Here is a 16,923-nt window from a genome sequence, read left to right on the forward strand (position 1 = left end):
TCACCGGATCTGGAGGTGGTCGAGGTACGAGCGGACGTTGCGCCGAGTCTCGGGCACGGAGTCGCCGCCGAACTTCTCGGCGACGGCGTCGGCCAGGACGAGGGCGACCATGGCCTCGGCGACGATGCCGGCGGCCGGTACGGCGCACACGTCGGAGCGCTGGTGGTGGGCCTTGGTGGCCTCGCCGGTGGCCACGTCGATCGTGGCGAGGGCGCGCGGGACGGTCGCGATCGGCTTCATCGCGGCGCGCACCCGCAGCAGTTCGCCGGTGGACAGACCGCCCTCGGTACCGCCCGCGCGGCCGGTGGAGCGCCGGATGCCGTCCTCGGTGCCGACGATCTCGTCGTGCGCCTGGGAGCCGGGGACACGGGCGAGGCCGAAGCCGTCGCCGACCTCGACGCCCTTGATGGCCTGGATGCCCATGAGGGCGGCGGCGAGGCGGGCGTCGAGCCTGCGGTCCCAGTGGACGTGCGAGCCGAGCCCGACGGGCACGTCGTAGGCCAGGACCTCGACGACGCCGCCGAGGGTGTCGCCGTCCTTGTGGGCCTGGTCGATCTCGGCGACCATCGCCTCGCTCGCGTCGGGGTCGAGGCAGCGCACCGGGTCGGCGTCGAGCCGCTCGACGTCGGAGGGGGTCGGCAGCACCCCGTACGGCGCCTTCGCGGCGGCCAGCTCGACGACGTGGCTGACGACCTCGATCCCGGCCGTCTCCTTCAGGTACGAGCGGGCCACGGCGCCGAGTGCGACACGGGCGGCGGTCTCGCGGGCGGAGGCGCGCTCCAGGATCGGGCGGGCCTCGTCGAAGCCGTACTTCTGCATCCCGGCGAGGTCGGCGTGGCCGGGGCGCGGCCGGGTGAGCGGCGCGTTGCGGGCGGACTCGGCCAGGACGGCCGGGTCGACCGGGTCGGCCGCCATGACCTGTTCCCACTTGGGCCACTCGGTGTTGCCGACCATGACGGCGACCGGGGAGCCGAGGGTGAGTCCGTGGCGTACACCACCGAGGAAGGTGACCTCGTCCCGCTCGAACTTCATCCGGGCACCACGTCCGTAGCCGAGGCGGCGCCGGGCGAGGTGGTCGGCCACCATGTCGGTGGTGATGGGCACGCCGGCGGGAAGTCCCTCCAGCGTCGCCACGAGTGCGGGTCCGTGCGACTCCCCCGCGGTCAGCCAACGCAGCCTGCTCAACGGTGCTCCTCCTGCTCGCGCCTGGAACTGCAACGGCGCGGCCGGGTGCGCGGCCCGTGCCCGCCGCCCCCGATCCTCCCATGAGGGGGCCGGGGAATCGGCACGGGTCCATCTGCCGGGACAGGCGCGGGCGGCCGGAAAGCCCCGGCGCGGGCGGGTCCGGCCGCCCGGTGGACCCGCGCGCTCAGCGTCCCGCGAGGGCCTTCTCACCCGCCGCGCGCATCGCCGCGAGCGGGGCGGGGTGGTGTCCGGTCATCTGCTCGACCTGGAGGACCGCCTGGTGGACCAGGAGGTCGAGCCCTCCGACGACGGCTCCCCCGCGCGCGGACCAGCGCGCCGCGAGCGGCGTGGGCCACGGCTCGTAGAGCACGTCGAAGAGGGTCCCCGGCCCGGCCGGGACCTCGGCGGCGAGCGCGTCGGTGCTGCCGGCGGGGGTCGTGGCCACGACGAGCGGCGCACGCAGGGCCTGGGCGGCGTCGTCCCAGGCCTCGGTGCGGACGGGGACGCCGAGGCGCTCGCCCCAGCCGCGCATCTCGGCGGCGCGGGCGGCGCTGCGCACGTACACGACGACCTCTCCCGAGCAGATCCGGGAGAGGGCGGCGAGGGCGGAGGAGGCGGTGGCGCCGGCCCCGAGGATCGCGGCGGACTCCACGCTCGTGATCCCGCGTTCGGCGAGCGCGGCGATCATCCCGGGGATGTCGGTGTTGTCCCCGGTGCGCCGGCCGTCCGGCCCCAGCACGACGGTGTTGACGGCCTCGACGGAGGCGGCGGTGTCGCTGAGGGAGTCGAGCAGGGGCAGCACGGCGCGCTTGAGCGGCATGGTGAGGGAGAGTCCGGCCCACTGCGGTCCGAGCCCGTCGAGGAAGCCGGGCAGGGCCGCCTCGTCCGTCTCGAAGCGCTCGTACGTCCATCCGGTCAGGCCCAGCGCCTCGTAGGCCGCCCGGTGCAGGACCGGGGAGAGCGAGTGCGCGATGGGGGAACCGAGGACGGCGGCCTTGTGTTCGCCGGTCACTCCCACTCCCTGTCTGTTGCGGGGCGCCCGTCAATGCGTCGCATTACTGGTTCTGCAACTTTCCGACCTCGTTGGCGATTTTCTCGTGTTCCTTGTACGTCTTGGTGAATGTCGTCTTGTCGCCGATCGCCGCGAAATAGTACCAACCGTCCTTCGACGGTTTTATGGCACCGGAAAGGGCGTCCGCTCCCGGATTTCCGATGGGGCCGGGCGGAAGTCCTTTGTAGAAGTACGTGTTGTACGGATGATCCGTTTTCCGCAGTTGCGCCTGCGTCATGTCGAGTTTGCTCTGGTTCATCGCGTAGTTGTACGTGGAGTCGAACTCCAGCATCCCGTTGGTCTCGGTGTTCCCGGGTTTCAGGCGGTTGTAGACGACCTCCGCCATCTTCTCGAAGTCGGAGTGGTTCAGCCCCTCCGCGTTCACCAGGCTGGCCACGGTGACGAGCTGGAGCGGGCTCTTCAGGTCGAGTTTCTTCGACTGGCCGACGATGTCGAGCCGCTCGTACTGCTTGTCCGCCTGCGCGACCATGCGCTTGAGCACGTCCTGCGGCTTCTGGCCCTTGGACACCGAGTAGGCCGAGGGGAAGAGGAAGCCCTCCAGGGGGTCCTTGATGTCCTTGTCGGAATTGGCCCACTTCGGCAGGCCGAGGCTCTTCCAGTCGTCCTTGGCGGCCTTGGCCGTCGTGCCCTTCGCGAGGCCGAGCCGGTCGTCGATCTGCGCGTAGACCCAGGAGTTGCGGTACCCCTCGGGCACGATCAGGGTGTTGCGGCTCTTCGGGCTGAGCATCAGGTCGACCGCGCTCTTGGCCGACATGCCCTTGCGCAGGGTGTAGAACCCGGGCTGGGCCGTCTTGCCCTTGGGGACGGTGCCGTACGCCTTGGTGAAGGCGTCGACGCTCTTGACGACGCCCTTCTCCTTGAGGCGGTTGCCCATGACGATGCCGGTCGCGCCGTCCGGGATCTCGACCACGACGGTGCCGCTGCCCTCGCCCGCGTAGTCGGGGGCGGGGCCGAAACGGTCCTGGTAGAGGTGGTAGCCGTAATAGGCGGCGCCGCCGCCCCCGCCGACCAGGACGACCGCGACGACCAGGCAGGCGCAGCCGCTGCGGCGCTTCTTGGGCTTCCCGCCGCCGCGCCGTCCCCGCCGGTCGTCCGCCCCGGCGTCGTCATCGGCGTACTCGTCGTGCTCGTCGGCCTCGTCGCTCGCGCGTCCCCGGCCGCGAGAGCGGCCCGCGTCCCCGTCGCTCGCGAAGAAGGGGTGTTCGGGTTCGTCCGGTTCCGGGTCCCAGTCGCCGCCGGCCGGCTCCTGCTCCGGTGCGGCGGCCGGTTGTGGCTCCTGGTACCCGTGCGAGGGGTCGGCGGCGGGATAGCCCTGGCCACCGCGGCCGTAGGGGTCGCCCTGGCCGTAACCGTCCTGTCCCGCGCCGTACTGCCCGGCCTGCTCGCCCCCGTAGGGCATCTGCTGCTGACCGGTGTCCCAGCCGTTGCCGTTGCCGTACTGCTGGGGATCCTGGGGCTGCCCGCCGTACTGCTGAGGCTGCTGCTGGCCGCCGTACTGCTGAGGGTGCTGCTGGCCGCCGTACTGCTGAGGGTGCTGGGGCTGTTGCGGCTGCTGGTACGGGGGGTACTGCTGCGCCGCCTGCCCCGGGTAGCCCTGCTGGCCCTGGCCGTGCCCGGGGTCGTATCCGCCTCCCTGCTGGGAGGGGTCGGCGCCGTACGCCTGCTGCTGCCCCTGGGGGTAACCCTGCTGGTCGTAGACCACCGGGTTGCCCCAGGCGTCGTACTGCTGCTGGGGGTAGGGCTGCTGCTGGTCCTGCTGTCCGCGGTACGGGTCCTCGCCCTGCACCCATCCCTGGTCCCCGTACAGGGGGTCCTCAGGGTGCCACGGTCCGGGGCCCTGGCCCCGCCCATACTCAGTCATCAGTCCCCTAGTGCCGCGGGACGGAACGCTGTGTCGTGATGGGTTCGCACAGCTCGGGCTCCGTCTCTCTGCTGTGCGGCAGCTGTTCGAATGCCACCGCATCGCGCGGAACGTTACCGTACCGCGATCAGGGGGCCACTTGGACGCCCTCCCCAGGGGCCTGACCGGTCCGCCGCTCGGATTCCAGAGCGGATTGGAGAATGATCACAGCGGCGGCCTGGTCAATGACCGACCTGCCCTTTTTCGATTTCACCCCGGAGGCCCGCAGACCCTGACTCGCCGTCACCGTGGTCATTCGCTCGTCCACCAGCCTCACCGGAACGGGCGCGACCAGCCGGGCCAGTTCCCTGGTGAATGCGCGGACCTTCGCGGCGGCCGGCCCCTCTCCCCCGTTGAGGGAGCGGGGCAGCCCCACCACGATCTCGATCGGCTCGTACTCCTCGGCCAGTGCCCCGAGCCGGCGCTGGGCGGCCGGGACGTCACGTCCCGGCACGGTCTCGACCGGGGTCGCCAGGACCCCGTCGGGGTCGCACGAAGCGACCCCGATCCGGGCGTCCCCGACGTCGATCGCGAGGCGGCGTCCTCTGCGCACGGGCGTCAGGCCGTCTCGGCGACGAGGCGCTCGACGGCGGCGACCGCCTCGGGCACGGCCTGCGGGTTCTGGCCACCGCCCTGGGCGACGTCCGGCTTGCCGCCACCGCCGCCCCCGAGGGTCTTGGCGGCGGCGCGCACCAGATCACCGGCCTTGAACCCGCGCTGCCTGGCGGCCTCGTTGGTGGCGATCACGGTGAGCGGGCGCCCGCCCGCCACGGTGAACAGGGCGACCACGGCGGGCCGGTCGCCGGGGATGCGGCCCCGGACGTCCAGCACGAGGCGGCGCAGGTCGTCGGCGCCGGTGCCGTCCGGGACCTGACCGGTCACCAGGGCGGTGCCGTGCACGTCACGGGCGTTCTCGGCGAGACCGGCGGCGGCCTGGAGCACCTTCTCCGCGCGGAACTTGTCGATCTCCTTCTCGGCGTCCTTGAGCTTGCCGAGCATGCCCGCGATCTTCTCGGGCAGTTCCTCGGGCCGGCCCTTGACCAGCTCCTGGAGCTGGGCGACGACCGTGTGCTCGCGGGCCAGGAAGTTGTACGCGTCGACGCCGACCAGGGCCTCGATACGGCGCACCCCGGAACCGATGGACGACTCGCCGAGCAGCTTCACGAGGCCGAGCTGGGCGGTGTTGTGCACGTGGGTGCCGCCGCACAGCTCCTTGGAGAAGTCCCCGATGGTGACGACCCGGACCCGCTCGCCGTACTTCTCGCCGAACTCGGCGATGGCGCCCTGCTTCCTGGCCTCGTCCAGGGACATCACCTCGGCCTGGACGTCCATCTCGCGGGCCAGGATCTCGTTGATCTTCTGCTCGACGTCGCTCATGACGGTCGTGGGCACGGCGGCCGGCGAACCGAAGTCGAAGCGGAAGCGGCCGGGCTGGTTCTCGGAACCGGCCTGGGCGGCCGTCGGGCCGAGCGCGTCGCGCAGGGCCTGGTGGGTGAGGTGGGTGGCGGAGTGGGCGCGGGCGATGGCCCGGCGGCGCACCTGGTCGATGGAGGCCCAGACCGGGGAGTCCACGGTGACCTCGCCGACCTGGACGCGGCCCTTGTGGACGTGCACACCGGGGACCGGCTTCTGCACGTCGTGGATCTCGATGACGGCGCCGGAGTCGAGCCGGATGCGGCCGGTGTCGCCGATCTGGCCGCCGCCCTCGGCGTAGAACGGGGTGCGGTCGAGGACGACCTCCACCTCGTCGCCCTCGGTGGCGGCGGGCGAGGGCACTCCGTCGACGAGCAGGCCCACGATGCGGGCCTCGCCCTCCAGGTGCTGGTAGCCGGTGAAGTCGGTGGACCCGGCGGTGTCGGCGATCTCCCGGTAGGCGTGCAGATCGGCGTGGCCGGTCTTCTTGGCGCGGGCGTCGGCCTTGGCGCGTTCGCGCTGCTCCTTCATGAGGCGGCGGAAGCCGTCCTCGTCCACCGCGAGGCCCTGTTCCCCGGCCATCTCCAGCGTGAGGTCGATCGGGAAGCCCCACGTGTCGTGCAGCAGGAACGCCTTGTCGCCGGAGAGCGTGGAGCCGCCGGACTGCTTGGTCTCGGTGACGGCGGTGTCGAGGATGTTGGTGCCGGCCCGCAGCGTCTTGAGGAAGGCGGCCTCCTCGGCGAGCGCGACCGTCTCGATCCGCTTGCGGTCGCTGATCAGCTCGGGGTACTGCTCGCCCATCGTGTCGATCACGACGTCGAGCAGCTCCTTGACGACCGGCCCCTCGGCGCCGAGCAGACGCATGTTGCGCACGGCACGGCGCATGATGCGGCGCAGCACGTAGCCGCGGCCCTCGTTGCCGGGGCTGACGCCGTCGCCGATGAGCATGACGGAGGTGCGCATGTGGTCCGAGACCACGCGCAGCGACACGTCCGAGGTGTGGCTCGCCCCGTACTGGACGCCGGTCAGCTCGGTGGCCTTGTCGATCACGACGCGCGAGGTGTCGATCTCGTACATGTTCTGGACGCCCTGGAGGATCATCGCGAGGCGTTCGAGGCCGAGGCCGGTGTCGATGTTCTTGCTCGGCAGGTCGCCGAGGATCTCGAAGTCGTCCTTGCCGAAGCCGGCGCCCCGCTCGAACTGCATGAAGACCAGGTTCCAGATCTCCACGTAGCGCTCGTCGTTGACGGCAGGACCGCCCTCGACGCCGAACTCCGGGCCCCGGTCGTAGTTGATCTCGGAGCAGGGGCCGCAGGGTCCGGGGACGCCCATGGACCAGAAGTTGTCGGCCTTGCCCAGGCGCTGGATGCGCTCGGCGGGCACGCCGATCTTCTCGCGCCAGATCTGCTCGGCCTCGTCGTCGTCCAGGTAGACGGTGATCCACAGCCGCTCGGGCTCCAGGCCGAAGCCGCCGTCCTCGACGGAGGAGGTCAGCAGCTCCCAGGCGTAGCTGATCGCCTGTTCCTTGAAGTAGTCCCCGAAGGAGAAGTTGCCGCACATCTGGAAGAAGGTGCCGTGCCGGGTGGTCTTGCCGACCTCTTCGATGTCCGGGGTGCGCACGCACTTCTGCACGCTCGTGGCGCGCGGGGCGGGCGGCTTGACCTCGCCGAGGAAGTAGGGCTTGAAGGGGACCATGCCCGCGGGGACGAGCAGCAGGGTCGGGTCGTCCGCGATCAGCGACGCCGACGGCACGACCTTGTGCCCGCGCTCCTCGAAGAAGCGCAGCCAGCGGCGGCGGATTTCAGCCGACTCCATCAGTGGTCCTCATTCCGGTTGTTCGGGTGCTTCAGGTGGTCTTCGGGGGCGGCGGTGTACACCGTGGTGGTGCTGCGCTCCAGGGCTGCGAGCCGCCGCTGGGTGGGGAGTTCGGGGGGTGCGGGCTGGTTGCGGCCGAGTGCCGCGTCGAGTTCGGCCTCGCGCTCGGACATGGACTCCCGCACGTCGAGCGCGAAGTCCCTCAGCCGGTGGCCCGTCTCGACGGCCTTGTTCGCTGCCTGTGCCGCGAGGCTCTCCGGGGTCAGCGCGCGGATCTTGGCGTTCACCTTGGCGGTGGCCCAGACCCCTGCGGCTGCTCCTGCGGTGAACCAGAACGTACGACGGAACATGGCGGACTCAGTCCTTCCGGGTGTCGTGCATCGCGTGCGGCCGTCAGCCGCGCTTGCGGCGGGAGCGGCGCGCCCCGGGGACGGCGCGGCCCACGATCACCGTACGGCGGGTGGGCACGGCGGCCTCGGGGGCTGCCTTGCGGCTCAGTGCCTGCCGTACGCCGTAGCCGAAGGCGGCGACCTTGACGAGCGGTCCGCCGAAGGTGGAGGCGACGGTGGTGGAGAGCGCGGAGGCGTTGGAGGTGACTTCCTGGACGTCGGAGGCGATCGCGTCGACGCGGTCCAGCTGGGTCTGCGCGGAGCGCACGGTCGCGGAGGCGTCCGCGAGCAGCGGGACGGCCTGTTCCGTCACTTCGGCGACCATCGCGGTCGTGGCCTTGAGCGTCTGTGCCAGCCTCACCAGGGCGACGGAGAGGAAGGAGACGAGAATCGCCCAGAACACGGCCACCAGGATGCCGGCCACCTCTCCACCGGACACTGTGCACCGCTCCTTGTGCTTCGGGTTCTGGCCGGCGCGCGCCGGCCGTGTCGTACGACGTCCGCGCCGGGCCGCGAGGCCGCCGCGGGCGACGGAAGTCGTGCCCCGAGCCTATCGCGGCCCCGGGGTGGGCCCGTACCGCATTTCGCCCGCGGACACCACCGGGGCAAAAACACCCGGCCCCCACGTCACGGGGACGGTGGGGGCCGGGTGGGAGTGCGCGGCGCGCTGGATCAGCGGGTGATCAGCGGGCGTAGTACTCGACGACCAGCTGCTCGTCGCAGATGACCGGGATTTCCTTGCGGTTCGGGTCGCGGTCCAGGCGGAAGGCCAGGGCCTTCAGGTTCACCTGGAGGTAGCGCGGGGTCTCGCCGTCGGTGTCGTAGCCACCCTCGCGCGCCACCTGGAAGGGGTGCTTGGAGCGGCTGCGCTCGCGGACCATCACGACGTCGTCGGGACGGACGCGGAAGGAGGGCTTGTCGACCTTCTGGCCGTTGACCTCGATGTGGCCGTGGACGACCATCTGGCGGGCCTGGTAGATGGTGCGGGCGATGCCCGAACGCAGGACCAGGGCGTCGAGGCGACGCTCCAGCTCGATGACCAGGGCCTCACCGGTCTTGCCCTCGGCCTTGCGGGCGCGGTCGTAGGCGCGGGCCATCTGGCGCTCGCTGATGTCGTACTGGGCGCGCAGACGCTGCTTCTCGAGCAGACGGACCTTGTAGTCGCTGTTCTGCTTGCGGCCACGGCCGTGCTCACCCGGCGGGTAGGGACGGGCCTCGAAGTACTTGACAGCCTTGGGCGTCAGCGCGATACCGAGCGCACGCGACTTCTTGACCTTGGGACGCGACTGGTTAGGCACGTTCTCCAGACCTCCGAAATAGGTTAGGTTAGGCTCACCTTACTCAAGGAGATCGCATGTCTCGCCCTGGGAACACCACGCGCATCACGAACAGCCGCGGCGCACAGAACGGCGACGCATCGACGGAGGTCCGATCAGCTCATGGTCAGCCGCGTCCCCGCCATGAAACTCATGACGTCCACGAGGGTTCCGAGGAACCTCAGGAGGAATGGGGGCCAGAAACCGCCCGGATGCCGTCAGCAGCCGAACGCACACGAACTCTCGTACAGAGTACATGCTCGGCGGTACTGCTCGTCCCGGGCCTGGAGTCGGCCCTTGCGCACCAGTTGATGCCCGAGGTGCGGGAGGTCGGCGACGACGGGGAGGTGCTGCTCGTCTTCCCCGCCGGCTCCCCCGTGGTCCGGGCGGCCTCGCGCGCGCACGACGACGAGCTGGCGGTGGTCCTGGAACTGACCGACGTCGCGCCGGTCTCCGTCCCCCACCGCATCCGCGGCCGGGCCTGGATCTCGGGCTGGCTGACCCGGCTGCCCGACGAGGCGCCCGGGGCCCGCGCGATCACCGGCCCACCCGGGATCGCCGGTCCCCCGGCCTGGGCGACGCTGCGACTGGAGACCGGCGAGATCTGCGTGGACGACCTGTGGGGTGCCGAGGCGGTGGACGCCAAGGACTTCGCCGCGGCCGCGCCCGATCCGCTCGTCGCGTACGAGGCCGAGCTGCTCCAGCACCTGCACGCGGCGCACGCCCCGCAGGTGCGGCGGTTGCGCGAGCTGATCGGGGAGCGGGCGCGGGGCGCCGGCTGCCCGGTGGCCGTCCCGGTGGCCCTGGACCGCTTCGGCCTGCGGGTGCGCTTCACGGGGGTGCGGTGCTTCGACGCGCGCTTCGACTTTCCCGAGCCGGTCGCGGACGTGCACGGGCTGCGGCGGGCGATGCGCGTGCTCTTCGAGGCCGCGGGGCACTGAGACGGGCTCCGCCGACGCGGGTTCGGGGCCTCGGGGAGAGGTCGGGGGACCCGCCGGACGTCGCGGCGCCCATGGGGTCTGAGGAGATCAGTCCTGCGCGCCGCGCAGCCGCTCACGCACCTTCTCCACGACGTCCGCGTACCGCGCCTCGGCGCCGTAACGGGTCGGCTCGTAGTAACGGCGGTCCTTGACCGCGTCCGGCGCGTACTGCTGGGCGGCGATCGCGCCGGGGACGTCGTGCGGGTACACGTACCCCTGGGCGTGGCCGAGTTTCGCGGCCCCCTTGTAGTGGCCGTCCCGCAGATGGGGCGGCACGGTGCCCGCGAGCCCCTTGCGCACGTCCTCCAGAGCGGCCCCGATCGCCAGGGTGGCCGCATTCGACTTGGGGGCGAGGGCGAGGGCGATGGTCGCGTGGCTCAGGGTCAGCGCCGCCTCGGGGAAGCCGATCATGGCGACGGCCTGGGCGGCGGCCACGGCGATGGGCAGGGCGGTGGGATCGGCGAGGCCGATGTCCTCGCTCGCCGAGATCATCAGCCGCCGGGCGATGAACCGGGGGTCCTCCCCCGCCTCGATCATCCGGGCCAGGTAGTGCAGGGCGGCGTCCACGTCCGAGCCCCTGATGGACTTGATCAGGGCGCTCGCCACGTCGTAGTGCTGGTCGCCGTCCCGGTCGTACTTCAGGGCGGCCTTGTTGACCGTCTCCTCCAGGGTCTGGAGGGTGAGCTCGCCCTCCTTCTTGGCGAGCGCGGCCCCGGCGCCCGCCTCCAGGGCGGTCAGGGCGCGGCGCGCGTCTCCGCCGGCCACCCGCAGCAGGTGTTCCTCGGCGTCCGCGGGGAGGGTCAGCGCCCCCTTCAGGCCGCGTTCCTCGGTGAGCGCGCGGTGCAGGAGCCCGCGCAGGTCCACGTCGGTGAGCGGCTCCAGGGTCAGCAGGAGCGAGCGGGACAGCAGCGGGGAGATGACCGAGAAGTAAGGGTTCTCCGTGGTCGCCGCGATGAGGGTGACCCAGCGGTTCTCGACGGCGGGCAGCAGTGAGTCCTGCTGGGCCTTGCTGAAGCGGTGGATCTCGTCGAGGAAGAGGACGGTCTCCTTGCCGAAGCCGCCGGTAGCTCGGCGGGCGCCCTCGATGACGGAGCGGACCTCCTTGACCCCGGCGGTGATCGCGGACAGCTCCACGAAGCGCGCGTTGGTCGCCTTGCTCACGACATGGGCGAGTGTGGTCTTCCCGGTGCCGGGCGGTCCCCACAGGATGACCGAGGAGGAGCCCGCCGGCCCCGGGCCGCCCTCGCCGACGAGCCGGCGCAGCGGGGAGCCGGGTCTGAGCAGGTGCTGCTGGCCCACCACCTCGTCGAGGGTGCGGGGGCGCATCCGGACGGCCAGCGGGCTGCTGCTCGGGTCCTTCTCCTGGCGCTCTTCTGCTGCGGCGGTGAACAAGTCGGGTTCCACGCCTCGAAGCCTATGCCACGGCACCGACAAGGCCCCGGGCCCGGGGCGCTGAGCTGCGGGGACGGGCTCAGCTGGTCCAGAAGTCCCACCAGCGGGTCAGGATCAGCATGCCGATGATCCCGATGTGCAGGACGGGCAGGACCCAGGGGAACTCGCCCACGAAGCCGCGGACCGCGGCGGGGGCGGGCAGGAAGCCGTTGCGGACGTTGTGCGCCGTGACGTACCAGAACATGATGATCGTCGCGACCCAGGCCAGGGAGCACCACAGGCACAGGGCGTTGATGTTGTAGAGCGACTGGTACTGGAGCCAGGTGCAGAAGCCGACACCGAAGAGCGTGCCGAAGTTGAAGGTGAGCCAGTACCAGCGCGGCATCCGGGCCCCGGCGAGCAGGGTCATGCCGACGCAGATCACCACGGCGTAGGTGGCGAGGCCCAGCATCGGGTTGGGGAAGCCGAAGGCGGCGGCCTGCTCGCTCTTCATGACGCTGCCGCAGGAGACGACGGGGTTGAGGCTGCACCCCGGGGTGAAGTTGGGGTCCTCCAGCAGCTTGAACTTGTCGAGCGTGATGACCCAGGCGGCGAGCAGCCCCGCCGCGCCCGTCAGGACGAGCATGATCGCGAAGGCGCGCGAGGCACCGAGGCGGGACACCGGGGTGCCCTCGGGCCGGTCGTCGTCCGCGTGGTCGCTGGAGACGTCGTCGTTCACCACAGTCGTATCGCTCATCACGCCGTTCCGTCACAGAGGGGGTCCGGGGGCTTCCGGGCCCCTGACATTGTGCCCCAGGCGCCTGTGTCCGCCAGGCGGTCGCAGGTCCCTTTCCGGCCCGCCGGGGGCGCGGGACCGGCCCGGACACCGGCGGGGCGTCCCGGCGTGCGGAACCGGAAACCGCCCGGAGGTGTGAGAAGCCTCCTGCCAAGTTGACGGCCGGTGGGGCTCCCTCTCCCCCACCGGCCGTCGTCTCGATGCCGTGTCCGCCGCCCGTCCAGGCGGCCGCCTCTCAGCCGAGCAGGCGGCGGATCTCGGCGACCACCTCGGTCAGCGCGACGGCGCTCTGCTCCCCGGACTCCAGGTCCTTGAGCTGGACCTGCCCGTCGGCGAGGTCGCGTTCCCCGGCGATCAGCGCGAGCCGGGCGCCGGAGCGGTTGGCGCTCTTCATGGCGCCCTTCAGGCCGCGTCCGCCGAAGGCGAAGTCGGTGGCGATCCCGGACCGGCGCAGTTCGCCCGCCGTCCGGAACAGCACCTTGCGGGCCTGTTCGCCGAGCGGGACGGCGTAGACGCTCGTGGTGGCCGGCAGGTCCAGGGTGACGGACTCGGCCTCCAGGGCGAGCACGGTGCGGTCGACGCCGAGCGCCCAGCCGACGGAGGGCAGCGCGGGCCCGCCGATCATCTCGGAGAGCCCGTCGTAGCGCCCTCCGCCGCCGACCGCGGACTGCGAGCCGAGACCGTCGTGGACGAACTCGAAGGTCGTGCGGGTGTAGTAGTCGAGCCCGCGCACGAGCTTCGGGTCGTCCTCGAAGGCGACGCCCTCGGCGGTCAGCAGTTCGCGGACCTCCTCGTGGTACTCCCGGCACGCGTCGCACAGGTAGTCGCGCAGCAGGGGCGCCCCGACGAGCTGCTTCTGGACGTCCTCGCGTTTGTCGTCGAGCACCCGCAGCGGGTTGATCTCGATGCGGCGCCGCGTCTCCTCGTCGAGGTCGAGTCCGCGCAGGAACTCCTGGAGGGCGGCGCGGTAGACCGGGCGGCAGGTCCTGTCACCCAGCGAGTTGAGCAGGATGCGGTGCTGCCGCAGGCCGAGCGAGCGGTACGCCTGGTCGGCGAGGATGATCAACTCGGCGTCGAGCAGCGGGTCCTCGGCCCCGATCGCCTCGGCACCGACCTGCGAGAAGTGGCGGTAGCGGCCCTTCTGGGGGCGTTCGTAGCGGTACTGCGAGCCGGAGTACCAGACCTTGACGGGCAGGTTGCCGCCCTTGTGGAGGTTGGCCTCCAGCACGGCGCGCAGCACGGAGGCGGTGCTCTCCGGGCGCAGGGCGAGCTGGTCACCACCCTTGGTGGTGAAGACGTACATCTCCTTGCTGACGATGTCGGTGGACTCGCCGACCCCGCGCGCGAAGAGCTGGACGTCCTCGAAGCCGGGCGTCTCGATGTAGCCGTACCCCGCGTCGCGCAGGGGCGCGGCGATCGCCTCGCGTACGGCGAGGAAGCGCGCGGAGTCCGGCGGGAGGAGGTCGTAGGTGCCCTTGGGGGCCTTGAAGGTGCTCACGTCTGTCGGTGTCACATTCCTCGTCGGGCGGCGGCGTCGGGGGCCGCTGCCGTGCCGGTGGCCACCTGCCGCAGATACGGGTTGGTGGCGCGCTCCCGGCCGATGGTCGTCTGGGGGCCGTGGCCGGACAGCACCACGGTCGAGTCCTCTAGCGGCAGGCACACACGGGCCAGCGAGTCGAGGATCTCGGCGTGGTCGCCGCCGGGCAGGTCGGTGCGTCCGACGGAGCCGGCGAACAGCAGGTCGCCCGAGAACAGCACGGACGGCAGGTCCGCGCCCTCGGGGGTCCTGAAGGTCACCGACCCCTTGGTATGGCCGGGCGCGTGCGCGACGGAGAAGTCGAGTCCGGCCAGTCGCAGCCGCGCGCCGTCGGTCAGCTCCTCGACCTCGGCGGGCTCCCCCACGGTCAGCTCGCCCATGAGGGGCATCCCGATGGAGCGGCCGAGGGCCTTCTCCGGGTCGCTCATCATGTAGCGGTCCGCCGGGTGGATCCAGGCGGGCACGTCATGGGCGCCGCACACGGGGACGACGGAGGCCACGTGGTCGATGTGGCCGTGGGTGAGGACGACGGCGACGGGCTTGAGCCGATGCTCCGCGAGCGTCTCCTCGACACCGGGGGCCGCCTGGTGGCCCGGGTCGATGATGACGCATTCCTCACCGGCGGCCGGGGCGACCACGTAGCAGTTGGTCCCCCAGGCTCCGGCGGCGAAACCGGCAATGAGCACGATCGTCCTTTGTGTCTGGTCTGTCCTGCGACGGTGGGTGCCGCTCCCGGCCCGGAAGCCGGACGGCGGCACGGACGAGCGTACCGGCGGTGCCGATTCCACAGCGAACCCATATACGGTACGGGGCACACAACAGGCCCCGTCCACGACGGACAACGGACACGAGGAGACACCCGGTGGTCAGCAACGATCAGCGCCGGCGCCAGCTCGCCCGGGAGAAGTTCCTGCGACAGCAGGAGCGTCGGGAGGCGGCTCGTCGCCGGGCCCGCAGGCGCAACGCGGTCATCGCGTCCGCCGTCGTCGTGGTGCTCGCGGCGGGCGGCGGAGCCTGGGCGGGCGGGGCGTTCAGCAAGGACGACGGCGACGGCAAGGCCAAGAGCGACGCGGCCGCGGCGCCCACGCCCTCGGCGAGCCCCAGCAAGGCCGAGGACCCGTGCGCGAAGCCGGCGGCCGGCAAGGTCAAGGACCTGTCGTTCAAGAAGGAGCCGGCGATGAGCGTCGACACCTCCGCCGACTACACGATGAACCTCGCCACGACGTGCGGGGACATCCCGCTCGACCTGTCGGCGAAGAAGGCCCCGCACACGGTGAACTCCTTCAAGTTCCTCGCGGACAAGGGCTACTTCGACCACACGAAGTGCCACCGGCTGACCACCGCGGGCATCTACGTCCTGCAGTGCGGCGACCCCAAGGGCAACGGCACGGGCGGGCCGGGCTACACGATCCCGGACGAGAACCTGAAGGACAAGAGCCTCAAGGGCAAGGTCTACCCGGCGGGCACGGTGGCGATGGCCAACCAGTACAACGCCCAGGACAAGTCGGGCCGCGACACCGGCGGCAGCCAGTTCTTCCTCGTCTACCAGGACAGCCCGTTGCCGCCCGACTACACGCCGTTCGGCACCATCTCGACGGCCGGCTCCAAGGTGCTCAAGAAGATCGCGAACGCCGGTGAGAACAGCGGGCAGGGCGACGGGACGCCGAACGCGACCGTGGTGATCAACAAGGCGACCGTGACGAAATCCTGACCCGGGGGCGGTCAAGTTCGCTTGCCCGGGATGCGGACAGCCGCCCCGCAGGTCGCCTATGTTGGCCGTGACGAAACTGTGGACGATGCCGGGGCCCCCGGGGGGCGCGCGGCATCATGTGGAGGAGGCGCTGTGAGCAGCGACCCGTGGGGCCGTGTCGACGAGACCGGGACCGTGTACGTGCGTACCGCCGAGGGTGAGCGGGAGGTCGGTTCCTGGCAGGCCGGCTCCCCCGCCGAGGCCCTCGCGTACTTCGAGCGCAAGTACGAGGGACTCGTCGTCGAGATCGGGCTGTTGGAGCGCCGGGTGCGGACGACGGACCTGTCCGCGAAGGACGCGCAGACCGCCGTCGACCATCTGCGCGGACAGGTGCGCGAGGCACACGCGGTGGGCGACCTCGCGGCGCTCGACCAGCGGCTGGACAAGCTGGTCGAGACGGTGCAGGCGCGCCGGGAGGAGCGCAAGGCCGAGCGCGCGAAGCAGACCGACGAGGCCAAGAAGGCCAAGGAGGAGCTGGTCGCCGAGGCCGAGCAGCTGGCCGGGAGCGAGCAGTGGCGCTCGGCCGGTGAGCGGCTGCGCGCGCTCGTGGACATCTGGAAGGGGCTGCCCCGGCTCGACCGCAAGTCGGACGACGAGCTGTGGCACCGCTTCTCGCATGCCCGTTCGGCGTTCTCGAAGCGGCGCAAGGCGCACTTCGCGGCGCTGGACGCGCAGCGCGAGGAGGCCAGGAAGACGAAGGAACAGCTGGTCACCGAGGCCGAGTCGCTGTCCAGGTCCACCGACTGGGCGCCGACGGCGGCCCGTTACCGGGATCTGATGACGCAGTGGAAGGCCGCGGGCCGCGCGCAGCGCGAGTTCGAGGACGACCTGTGGAATCGCTTCCGGGGCGCCCAGGACGTGTTCTTCGCGGCGCGCTCCGAGCTGTTCGCGGAGCGGGACGCCGAGCAGGGCGAGAACCTGAAACTGAAGGAGGCGCTGGCCGAGGAGGCCGAGCGGCTGCTTCCGGTGAAGGACCTCAAGGCGGCCCGGGCGGCCTTCCGCTCGCTCAACGAGCGCTGGGAGGCCGTCGGTCACGTCCCGCGGGACGCGCGACCGAGGATCGAGGGCCGTATGCAGGCCGTCGAGCGGGCGATCCAGACCGCCGAGGAGACCGAGTGGCGGCGCAGCAACCCGGAGGCCCGGGCCCGCGCGGCCGGCCTGACCGGCCAGCTCCAGGCGGCCGTGGACAAGCTGCACGGCCAGATCGACGCGGCCCGTGCCGCGGGTAACGAGGCGAGGGCCGGGAAGCTCGAACGTGAGCTGGAGGGCCGCCAGGCCCTGCTCGACCAGGCGCTCAAGGGCCTGGAGGAGTTCGGGGGCTGAACCACGGCCCGGTGACATGGAGCGGGGCCCCGTCCGTTGCGGACGGGGCCCCGGTGACATGGAGCGGGGCCCCCTC

Annotated in this window: 15 protein-coding genes; 3 read left to right on the forward strand and 12 right to left on the reverse strand. The window is 71.5% G+C overall.

Annotation, left to right across the window (positions count from 1 at the left end):
• The 8 genes from aroC to rpsD all read right to left on the reverse strand — a co-directional run bounded on the left by aroC (window position 1) and on the right by rpsD (window position 9,072).
• Window positions 1-1,185, reverse strand: coding sequence for a chorismate synthase (aroC, locus tag AB0J21_RS23475; protein WP_363148044.1), 1,185 nt, complete (start codon window positions 1,183-1,185; stop codon window positions 1-3).
• 184 nt (window positions 1,186-1,369) lie between these two features.
• Entirely contained in the window at window positions 1,370-2,203 is an 834-nt protein-coding gene (locus tag AB0J21_RS23480; RefSeq protein WP_363148045.1) for a shikimate dehydrogenase, read from the reverse strand.
• A gap of 37 nt (window positions 2,204-2,240) precedes the next feature.
• Window positions 2,241-4,118: an endolytic transglycosylase MltG gene (mltG, locus tag AB0J21_RS23485; RefSeq protein WP_363148046.1), complete on the reverse strand. Its 1,878-nt coding sequence runs from the start codon at window positions 4,116-4,118 to the stop codon at window positions 2,241-2,243.
• Window positions 4,119-4,245: 127 nt separating this feature from the next.
• A complete protein-coding gene (gene ruvX / locus AB0J21_RS23490) occupies window positions 4,246-4,710 on the reverse strand; it encodes a Holliday junction resolvase RuvX (RefSeq protein WP_363148047.1) in 465 nt (154 codons plus the stop codon).
• A gap of 5 nt (window positions 4,711-4,715) precedes the next feature.
• Entirely contained in the window at window positions 4,716-7,385 is a 2,670-nt protein-coding gene (gene alaS, locus AB0J21_RS23495; RefSeq protein WP_363148048.1) for an alanine--tRNA ligase, read from the reverse strand.
• Window positions 7,385-7,735, reverse strand: coding sequence for a DUF6167 family protein (locus tag AB0J21_RS23500; RefSeq protein ID WP_363148049.1), 351 nt, complete (start codon window positions 7,733-7,735; stop codon window positions 7,385-7,387). Before AB0J21_RS23500 ends, alaS begins: the two co-directional genes overlap by 1 nt.
• A 43-nt stretch (window positions 7,736-7,778) precedes the next feature.
• Window positions 7,779-8,213 (reverse strand): DUF948 domain-containing protein, encoded by a 435-nt coding sequence (locus AB0J21_RS23505; RefSeq protein ID WP_363148050.1) that lies wholly within the window; start codon window positions 8,211-8,213, stop codon window positions 7,779-7,781.
• Between the two features lie 244 nt (window positions 8,214-8,457).
• Window positions 8,458-9,072, reverse strand: a complete 615-nt coding sequence (rpsD, locus tag AB0J21_RS23510) for a 30S ribosomal protein S4 (protein WP_363148051.1) — start codon at window positions 9,070-9,072, stop codon at window positions 8,458-8,460.
• Window positions 9,073-9,302: 230 nt separating this feature from the next.
• Between rpsD and AB0J21_RS23515 the strand changes: the two genes are divergently transcribed.
• A complete protein-coding gene (locus AB0J21_RS23515; RefSeq protein WP_363148052.1) occupies window positions 9,303-10,031 on the forward strand; it encodes a hypothetical protein in 729 nt (242 codons plus the stop codon).
• A gap of 87 nt (window positions 10,032-10,118) precedes the next feature.
• On the opposite strand, the gene AB0J21_RS23520 is transcribed toward AB0J21_RS23515, so the two are convergent.
• The 4 genes from AB0J21_RS23520 to AB0J21_RS23535 all read right to left on the reverse strand — a co-directional run bounded on the left by AB0J21_RS23520 (window position 10,119) and on the right by AB0J21_RS23535 (window position 14,460).
• Window positions 10,119-11,474, reverse strand: coding sequence for a replication-associated recombination protein A (locus AB0J21_RS23520; protein WP_363148053.1), 1,356 nt, complete (start codon window positions 11,472-11,474; stop codon window positions 10,119-10,121).
• A gap of 67 nt (window positions 11,475-11,541) precedes the next feature.
• Window positions 11,542-12,198, reverse strand: coding sequence for a vitamin K epoxide reductase family protein (locus tag AB0J21_RS23525; protein ID WP_363148054.1), 657 nt, complete (start codon window positions 12,196-12,198; stop codon window positions 11,542-11,544).
• A 274-nt stretch (window positions 12,199-12,472) separates the two neighbouring features.
• Window positions 12,473-13,735: a histidine--tRNA ligase gene (hisS, locus tag AB0J21_RS23530; RefSeq protein ID WP_363148055.1), complete on the reverse strand. Its 1,263-nt coding sequence runs from the start codon at window positions 13,733-13,735 to the stop codon at window positions 12,473-12,475.
• Window positions 13,736-13,746: 11 nt separating this feature from the next.
• A complete protein-coding gene (locus tag AB0J21_RS23535; RefSeq protein WP_363148056.1) occupies window positions 13,747-14,460 on the reverse strand; it encodes an MBL fold metallo-hydrolase in 714 nt (237 codons plus the stop codon).
• A 176-nt stretch (window positions 14,461-14,636) separates the two neighbouring features.
• On the opposite strand from AB0J21_RS23535, the gene AB0J21_RS23540 reads away from it, so the two are divergent.
• A complete protein-coding gene (locus tag AB0J21_RS23540; RefSeq protein ID WP_363148057.1) occupies window positions 14,637-15,485 on the forward strand; it encodes a peptidylprolyl isomerase in 849 nt (282 codons plus the stop codon).
• 132 nt (window positions 15,486-15,617) lie between these two features.
• Window positions 15,618-16,847, forward strand: coding sequence for a DUF349 domain-containing protein (locus AB0J21_RS23545; protein WP_363148058.1), 1,230 nt, complete (start codon window positions 15,618-15,620; stop codon window positions 16,845-16,847).
• Window positions 16,848-16,923: the final 76 nt, after the last annotated feature.

The organism is Streptomyces sp. NPDC049954 (assembly GCF_040656295.1).
Classification (GTDB): domain Bacteria; phylum Actinomycetota; class Actinomycetes; order Streptomycetales; family Streptomycetaceae; genus Streptomyces.

What these genes read in the sequence shown, in the direction of transcription:
- mltG (WP_363148046.1), bottom strand. Translation starts at nt 4,118, where the DNA reads ATGACTGAGTATGGGCGGGGCCAGGGCCCCGGACCGTGGCACCCTGAG.
- alaS (WP_363148048.1), bottom strand. Translation starts at nt 7,385, where the DNA reads ATGGAGTCGGCTGAAATCCGCCGCCGCTGGCTGCGCTTCTTCGAGGAG.
- AB0J21_RS23500 (WP_363148049.1), bottom strand. Translation starts at nt 7,735, where the DNA reads ATGTTCCGTCGTACGTTCTGGTTCACCGCAGGAGCAGCCGCAGGGGTC.
- AB0J21_RS23515 (WP_363148052.1), top strand. Translation starts at nt 9,303, where the DNA reads ATGCCGTCAGCAGCCGAACGCACACGAACTCTCGTACAGAGTACATGC.
- AB0J21_RS23525 (WP_363148054.1), bottom strand. Translation starts at nt 12,198, where the DNA reads ATGAGCGATACGACTGTGGTGAACGACGACGTCTCCAGCGACCACGCG.